Here is an 8,163-nt window from a genome sequence, read left to right on the forward strand (position 1 = left end):
ATTAGACTTATTGTGAAAGTTATTTTTGGTGAGGTTTGAATCAATATTGAATGTTCCCTCTCCTTTTAGGATGAGAAACATCGTTTCGCAAGAGGGAGAGGTTGTTTATTTAAAATCCCCTCATCCTCTTGCGGAGTTACCTCCTCATCCCAAAGGGAGAAGGAACTCCTGTTATTCTTTTGAATATGTTCTAAATTTAAAATTTAAGTATTTTCTGACTTACGCAAGAGGTCTATTATTTTCTAAGTTAATTGACTGTCTAATAAAAAAGCCTCTTTTTCTGAAAGAGGCTTTTTTGTATTTGAGTCTTAGATTGCGAGTTGTTGGCGAATCCATTGAATATTTTCAGTGCTAAATTGCTTTTCAATATTGATCCAAATTGGGTGGAAGCCATACCCCCCATGTTTCATTTCATTCAGAGCATCCTGCGTTGACCAATTTTCAAAAATAATCCGATACATCGCCACACTTGCACCTGTACGATCAGAACCGTGATAGCAATGAATTAAGACTTTCTGGTTTTTACTTTTCGCAGTTTTGATGGTTTTCATCACCGACAGCAGATCATTACGATCTAGTGCCCAAGTATGAATGGGCACATGTACCAATTGAAAATTTTGCTGTGAAAGAACGGTTTTATCTTTATCGCGACTTCTTAAATTAATCACCACATCAATATCATGCTTTTTCAGCTCAGGAATAATCTCGGCATTGGGTTGTTCACTCCGAAATACGGTGTCACTGATGCGATAAAAATTATGTTGCTGATTAACCAGTGTTCCCCATTGCTGTGGACGTTCATGGTCAGGAAGTGCAGAGGTCGTGATACATGCTGTGAGTTGTACACTGGCTGATAATATGATGGTGTAGCGTAATAATGAATTAAGCATTTTGAATATATCGGTCTAGGTCAGTAGGATCGTGTGCGCAAATGATGTCGATTTGAGGTTCTGTTTGTGCAAGGTTTTGAATTTCAGACAATGTCTTTAAACGTAGCGAATTATTTTCAGCAAAGGCAAATTCAAGTTTATCTAAAAGCGGTAACTTATTCTTACGGTCAAGTTCTAAATGACTGTAATACGCATCGCCACAGAAAAATAACCATCCCGTGGGTTGTTTAATGGCAATACCACAATGTCCCGCGGTGTGACCTAACAGGGGAATCAGTAAAATTTCATCATTGAAAATATTAAAGCCTTGTACCTTGTGAAAGTTAAACCAAGCTTCACCATTTCGAGGTTCTAGAAAATTCCAATAGCGGTGATTTTTAAATTGTTGTGGTCGATAACGTAACTTATTCATGACCGATATTTTTTGCGCGGCATTATATTCACTGGATAAAATGTGAATAGTGGCTTGTGGAAAATCTGAAATTCCACCTGCATGATCAAGATCTAAATGGCTAACCAAAATATGTTTAACATCGGATGGCTTAAAGCCTAGTTTTTGAATTTGTGAAATTGCCGTGAGATTAAAGTCAGATTGAATGGCGCTCACTTTTGAAAAAAGTTTGCCTAAACGTGCTTGTGGATGCAAATAATCTTGCATACCAAAACCAGTATCGACCAAAACCAGTCCTTTATCTGTTTCGATCAGCAGGCAATGACAGACCATTTTCCCATAAAAGCCTTTTTGTCCATACAAAGGCGCACAGACAGGGCACATGGTTCCACAATGTAAATGATGTACGTTGTAAATCATAATCTAAGTTTATTTTTAGGATTGTTGTATCGTTTATAAACTGAATTGAGCTAAATACCAATTTAAAAATGATGTGCTTATGTAATTGTTAAGTATTTGAAAATTCAATCAAGTTAAGTGATCATCCTTTGATTTGGTACTTGTCATCGCTTTAGCGGATGAAAATCATAAAATAAGCATGCAAAATATAGGTTTTTCTTCGTATTTCTGCTTAAATCGCACCCTCTAATTTATTCAACCCACAGTACGAGCAATAGTATGTTTATCAAAAGCATTAAACGTAATTATGACAAAGTTGCAGCCGATGACAGTATTGCAGATCAAGATAAAATTGATGCCTTATTGATGAAATTGGGTGCTGAGTTCCTCGTGAGTAAAGATGATCGTGTTTATGTTTTTCAAAAGGGCGATTTAACGGCAAAGTTTGATGCCAAACATGCGCGTGCTTACCATTTTAAAGATTATGTCTGTAAGGATATGAATAAACTTTTTCATGGGTTTTGAGTTGTATTAAAACCTATTGAATCCTATTTATTTACCAACCGCCTGATGCACCGCCACCACCAGAACCGCCACCTGAGCTTCGACTACTACTCGAAGACGAGCTTGAACTAGACGAAGAGCTACTACTCGATGAGCTAGAGCTAGAGGATGAACTGCTAGAAGATGATGAAGAATTGCTTGAGCTCGGTGGAGCATCTTTAAACCATTCTTGGTATTCAGGTGGATAATACGCTTTATAAGGTTTTGCGATTATGGCAATAATTGCCCATAGAAAAAATAGTAAGAAAGGACAAAACGAGAAAAATAAAGCCACTGGAATAAATGTATTGGGTAGAAAGAAAGATAATCCGAGTGGAATCACGATAAAGAAACTGGCGTATTTTAATGCCCCTTTTTTAGAAAAAGAGCGAGATTTGAAATGCTGATAAATACCCCAGTGTTGGTTGAACTTAGCAACTAGCCAAAGCACAAGTGCATACAAACCGAAAAGTAAGAAGAAATTTAAGCCAGTCACGATCCAACTAAATAAATGATGAATGGGCATAAAAATGATCATAAACAAAGACATGCCTTGTATTTTGATATTGCGTTGTTTGAGTGTTTGGTAAATCGGTGCAAAATAAATCACGATGATCGCACTGACCATGACATTCCACAGCAGTACGATGAAGTAATTCATGAAATGTTTTGATGGTTGATCTAAATAAATCGTATCTGGATTTTCAGTGTTTGAGCTTACATAGACATAATGGCTTTCAGATGAAACATCTAATTCTTCATTTTGATTTTGTTGTAGATTTTCTACAGTTTGAGGAAGTGACATATCTAGGTCTGGTATTTGACCTATTTGATTTTGTGCAAGTGCAATCCCTGTATAGTAATCATTATTTTTAAAATTCGGCGCGAGTGTATTGCGGATAATTCGTCCAGATTGGATATCAGTAATTTTGCCTTCTAAGCCATAACCGACTTCAATCCGCATTTTTCGATCATTTTTTGCGATGAGCAGTAATACCCCATTGTCTTGTTTTTTATTGCCAATTTTAATGGTATCGAAGATTTGTAAGGCAGTGTGTTCAATCGACTCACCCGCTAAAGAGGGAATCATCAAAATTTTCAGATCAATATTTTCTTGTTTGAAAATAGTCTCATTATTTTGTTTAAGTTTTTCAATCTGTGCTTGATCCAACGTCGACGTTGTATCAACGATATTCTCGTTTTTTAGTCGCTGTAAAAGCTCAGGTGGCAGGGCATGACTGAGTGTTGTGACACAAAGAAGAATAAAAGCATAGATAAACTTATTCATTACCAACTCCCTGATGCTCCGCCACCGCCAGAACTCCCGCCTGAATCGCGGTCATTGCTTGATGATGAACTGCTCGAAGAATGACTTGAACTATTGCTAGATGATGAGCGATTCGATGAAGAACGATCTGTTGTATTGGAACTCGGAGAAGTGTTTGGAAATGGGTCTGGAAGTCGTTTGGGATCTTCTTTCTTATTTGAAAATAATTTATTACTGATAAACATTCCAACAACGACCATCAAAATAGTTGGAACAAAGGAAAGTGCAAAAGATAAAATATTTGAAAAATCTTCTGAGACAGCTCCTTTTTGTGATTTGAATAAATAGCAGAATATCAAATAAGTTAATGTAATCGAAAATAAAACAGTTAATGAAATCAATACAATGCGATTAAAGTGAGGATGCTGATGGTATTTTGAAAAGAGAATTACGCTACAGATTGCAGATAAGGTACTGAAGCCTACGAAAGACCAAAAACCAAGATCAAAAATTACATTTAAAAAAATAGTCCAAAAAAGACTGAAAAACAGGGTGACAAAAAATGCGAGCCCTTGTCGAGCATCACGACTCCCAGCAGTATTATTGAAGGCGTAAAACCACAGCCAAACGATCAAAATACCAAATAATAATTTAACACTTGTCTTGAAAATAAAGATCGCATGCTCTAGTTGATTGTCTCTATATCCACCATTATCGGTAATTACAAAGCCTTCACTTAACTTAGAAATGCTTTGTTGTGCGGCAATTATTCCATAATAGTAATCATTATTTTTAAAATTTGGTGCAAGTATATGGCGAATGATTCGTCCTGCTTGAATATCTGTAACCTCACCTTCTAAACCATAACCCACTTCAAAACGCACTTTACGATCATTTTTGGCGATGACTAAAAGCAGGCCATTATTGAGTTTTTTATTTCCAATTTTAATCGTATTAAAGACTTTCTCAGCATATTGTTCAATTGAAGCACCTTCTGTGGATGGCACCATGAGGATTTTTAAATCAATTTTCTTTTCTTGATATAAATACTCATTTTGACTTTTTATTTCAGCAATTTGATTGTCAGAAAGCGTCTGTGTGGTATCGACAACATTTTCTTTTTTAAGTTGTTGTAAAAGCTCAGGCGATAGGGCATGACTGAGTGTTGTGATACAAAGAAGAATTAATGTATAGATAAACTTGTTCATTACCAACTCCCTGATGCTCCGCCACCGCCAGAACTTCCGCCTGAATCTCGATCATTGCTTGATGATGAACTACTACTTGAGTTACTTGAACTATTGCTACTACTTGAACTATTGCTACTAGATGATGAGCTACTTGAGGAAGAATCGTTTGAATGATTTGCTACATTGGTTCGTTTAAATTCTTCATCAATCGCTTGTTGACGTTCTTTTTCTTTTAGATATTGATTATAAAATGAAGTGAGGTAAGCATTTTCAGTATGATGATGAAAGCGGTATAAAAATTGTAGATAGCGTAAAAAAATTAAGATAAAAATGATGGCTAAACATTGAAGTAAAACGAGTGCAGCTTTTGGGAAAAAGTCTACATAGTAAAAGATCCCCAATCCCAATATTGAAAAAATCTGTAGAGGTAAACTATATAAAATAGATTTGAGCAATTTATGATTTTGATTTTTGGGTAAGAATATAAGTACTAATAAAGGTGCATAAAGTGGAATGAGTGAGCAAATAAAAAAAGCAATTTTGGGTGTCTGCAAATAAGAAAAAATAAATATATGTATAAATATCTCAAAAACTAAACATGCTGTAAAGATACCGAATCCTGCACTGGTTCCCCAATTCACAGTTGCTCTTGTATACAGCCAATATAATGGAATACAGAGTAAAATGGATAAAAATAATTGCACATAAAAATTGAAAGTCGTCAGTATATTTTTTTGCTTATCTAGGGTGTTGCTAAATAAAATATCGAGTTTTAAAAGAGCCTGCTGTACCTGGTAAAAACCTTGATAATAATCATTATTTTTAAAATTTGGTGCAAGGGTATTACGGATCATTCGTCCTGCTTGAATATCTGGAAAATCACCTTCTAAACGCATTTTATGGTCATTTTTCGCAACAACTAAAAGTAGACCATTATCGAGCTTCTGATTACCAATTTTAATTGTATTAAAAACTTCATTTGCATACTGTTCAATAGACAAGTCATTTGTAGAAGGTATCATAAGAATTTTAAGATCAATTTTCTTCTCTTGGTAGAGTTGCTTATTTTGACTTTTCAATTTAGCAATTTGATTGTCCGAAAGCGTCAGTGTGGTATCGACTATATTTTCTTTTTTAAGTTGTTTTAAAAGCTCAGGTGACAGGGCATGACTGATGACACTGAATGCCAATAGTATGAAAAGAATGAATAATTTTTTGTAATCTTTTAACAGCATCTTGTGTAGCCTAATTTTTTAATTTTTTTTGCGCAATTTTATTGATTGTATTCTAACTTAAATAAGGTTGCATCACCTCATGTAGTAGTTCAACAAGTGCTTCATCCATATAGTGATAATCATCTGGAATGTCGAGTACGATCACTTTTTTGCGTTGCAGTAACTGAGGAAATTTTTCTTTGATATTCTGCTTGTGCTTTTGTTCCATCACAAAAATTAAATCTGCCCAAGCAATGTCTTTACTAGAAATGGTATGTTTTGCATGTTTGCTCGTGCCTGCGGAACGAGTAGAAATGCCATAGCCTACTGCAAAGACTCGTTCTGCAGTAGGACTACGCCATTGGTTTCGGCTACAAATAAAGAGATAATTCAATCAGGATTATTCCAAAAGTCTTGTTGGGCGTTTAGTCGACGTTGTTGAGGTGAAATACGCGGATATTCAAAACCTAAATGCATCGCTCTTTTGAGTTTAAATGGACGTCCTGCCATAAGTTTAAAGTTCTTCTCAGGCTTCCAAAGTGTTGCCGTATGTCGGCAATCACGTCCACGGTGTAAATAGTTGGTTCTACGTCGCCATGCACGGTTACGTTGAGTGTTTTGTTGTTGGGTTTCAGTTTGATCTAAAAGGGAATTATAAGTATCCATTATTTTAAAACTCATGAGTTGATCGGGTTTCAGCAGCCGCGATAACACATGATGGGGTATTATATAGACAGAATTAAGTTGGTATCAATCTAAAAAGTAAGCTACTTTCATAAAACAGTTTAAAAATGATGAAGTCGAGTGGGGCAAAAATGATAAGAATACTGTCAATTTTATTCATAAGCTTATTTTGTTCAGCGATAGTTTTTGCTGAACAGCCAAAACTTGTCCCACATCCAATCAAATTAAAAAATGGCAAACAATTTGCTTTAAATTTGCCTTCAAACTTCGACATTATTCCTGCTGCGGAAGGGCTAAAACGAGTTCGATTTTTCGCCAAAGCACCTGATGGCAGAATATTTGTCACCGATATGCATGATTTGAGTGATAATCAAAAAGGCACGATTTATATTTTGGATGACTTGAATGCTGAAACAGGAAAATTTGGCAAAATTATTCCTTATATGACAGGGCTGAAAAATCCAAATTCTGTGCAGTTTTATACTGATACCACTGGGCAAGATTGGTTATATCTCGCTGAAACACATCAATTGACTCGACGAAAATTTACCCAAGGTGAGATAAAACCAACGGTGAAAGCCGAAGTTTTAGCGACTTTCCCTGATTATGGTCTGAGTTATAAGTATGGCGGATGGCATCTCACACGTACCATTGCTGTGGGTGGAAATGGGAAAATTTATGTTTCCGTCGGTTCAAGCTGTAATGCTTGTACTGAAAAAGAAAAAGTTCGCGCAAGTGTTTTGGAAATGAATTCTGATGGTTCAGAACAACGAATTTATGCGCAAGGTTTACGTAATGCGGTAGGTTTGAAATGGGTTGGTAAATTCTTATTTGCGACCAATCAAGGTGCAGATCATTTAGGTAAAAGTAAGCCTGATGAAACTTTTTATGCGCTTAAGCGAGATGCTGATTATGGTTGGCCATCGTGTTATTCATCCAATGGAAAAAATTTTGCAGATCCTAAGTTTAAACGTGTATCAGGCTGTAAAAATGTACCATCACCTTATGCTTATTTCCCGTCACATTCTTCTGCTTTAGGTTTTGATTATTTTGATCATCCAAATACGGATGACGCAATTAAAAATTCATTTTTAGTGGCTTTACATGGCTCAACGGATGAAAAAGTTGGTCATGGTTATAAAATTGCGATTATGCGTAAAGGTCAAAAACTTGAGACTTTTATGGATGGGTTTTTAGTGGGCAAAAAGGTGAATGGACGACCTGCTGATATTTATCGGATTGATGAAAACTCCTTTTATTTTTCGGATGATCGAGCAGGTATTGTTTATTATGTGAGGCGGAGAGAGTAGAACGGCCAAAGTTTTTAAACCTTGGCTTTCAGTGGTGATTGTTTTATCTATTACATTTTTCAATATATTTTGTAGTAGTTAGAATTTTAAATCAGTAGTTTTACAAATCATCAAAATCATCTTGAGTAATTTCATTTTCTTTAGCTAAAATTTGTAAAATACAAATATCATATGCTTCATTAAATTTTAAAAATAGCTTTTTTAAATTACTATCATTATTCATACGTTGATATAAGCTTATTGTCTCCGATTCTATTTCGATAGCACTTGAAATG

The 8,163-nt window shown here is 35.4% G+C and carries 9 protein-coding genes; 2 read left to right on the forward strand and 7 right to left on the reverse strand.

Annotated features, from left to right (window positions below; translation table 11 throughout):
- Window positions 1–308: 308 nt before the first annotated feature.
- Complete coding sequence (locus tag EXE09_RS18175) at window positions 309–890, reverse strand: dual specificity protein phosphatase family protein (protein WP_130118198.1); 582 nt, start codon at window positions 888–890, stop codon at window positions 309–311.
- Entirely contained in the window at window positions 883–1,701 is an 819-nt protein-coding gene (locus EXE09_RS18180) for an MBL fold metallo-hydrolase (RefSeq protein WP_130118199.1), read from the reverse strand. Before EXE09_RS18180 ends, EXE09_RS18175 begins: the two co-directional genes overlap by 8 nt.
- Before the next feature lie 258 nt (window positions 1,702–1,959).
- Here EXE09_RS18180 and EXE09_RS18185 point away from each other — a divergent pair, with 258 nt between their 5' ends.
- The gene (locus EXE09_RS18185; RefSeq protein WP_130112571.1) at window positions 1,960–2,205 is read left to right on the forward strand and encodes a hypothetical protein; all 246 of its coding nucleotides are present in this window, start codon (window positions 1,960–1,962) and stop codon (window positions 2,203–2,205) included.
- 31 nt (window positions 2,206–2,236) lie between these two features.
- On the opposite strand, the gene EXE09_RS18190 is transcribed toward EXE09_RS18185, so the two are convergent.
- Genes EXE09_RS18190 through EXE09_RS18210 form a run of 5 tightly spaced genes read right to left on the reverse strand, consistent with a single transcriptional unit; the run spans window position 2,237 to window position 6,560 of the window.
- Entirely contained in the window at window positions 2,237–3,511 is a 1,275-nt protein-coding gene (locus EXE09_RS18190) for a TPM domain-containing protein (RefSeq protein WP_130118200.1), read from the reverse strand.
- Complete coding sequence (locus EXE09_RS19125) at window positions 3,511–4,698, reverse strand: TPM domain-containing protein (RefSeq protein ID WP_228257235.1); 1,188 nt, start codon at window positions 4,696–4,698, stop codon at window positions 3,511–3,513. The genes EXE09_RS18190 and EXE09_RS19125 overlap by 1 nt, the downstream gene beginning before the upstream one ends.
- Entirely contained in the window at window positions 4,698–5,915 is a 1,218-nt protein-coding gene (locus EXE09_RS18200; protein ID WP_130118201.1) for a TPM domain-containing protein, read from the reverse strand. The genes EXE09_RS19125 and EXE09_RS18200 overlap by 1 nt, the downstream gene beginning before the upstream one ends.
- 52 nt (window positions 5,916–5,967) lie before the next feature.
- A complete protein-coding gene (locus EXE09_RS18205; RefSeq protein ID WP_130118202.1) occupies window positions 5,968–6,288 on the reverse strand; it encodes a low molecular weight protein tyrosine phosphatase family protein in 321 nt (106 codons plus the stop codon).
- Window positions 6,285–6,560 carry a hypothetical protein gene (locus tag EXE09_RS18210; RefSeq protein ID WP_130118203.1) on the reverse strand — a complete coding sequence of 92 codons (276 nt, stop codon included), beginning with the start codon at window positions 6,558–6,560 and terminating at the stop codon, window positions 6,285–6,287. The genes EXE09_RS18205 and EXE09_RS18210 overlap by 4 nt, the downstream gene beginning before the upstream one ends.
- Window positions 6,561–6,709: 149 nt before the next feature.
- Between EXE09_RS18210 and EXE09_RS18215 the strand changes: the two genes are divergently transcribed.
- Window positions 6,710–7,888, forward strand: a complete 1,179-nt coding sequence (locus tag EXE09_RS18215) for a PQQ-dependent sugar dehydrogenase (protein WP_130118204.1) — start codon at window positions 6,710–6,712, stop codon at window positions 7,886–7,888.
- Window positions 7,889–8,163 lie beyond the last annotated feature (275 nt).

Origin of the sequence: Acinetobacter sp. WCHAc060025 (genome assembly GCF_004209355.1) — a bacterium.
Classification (GTDB): domain Bacteria; phylum Pseudomonadota; class Gammaproteobacteria; order Pseudomonadales; family Moraxellaceae; genus Acinetobacter; species Acinetobacter wuhouensis.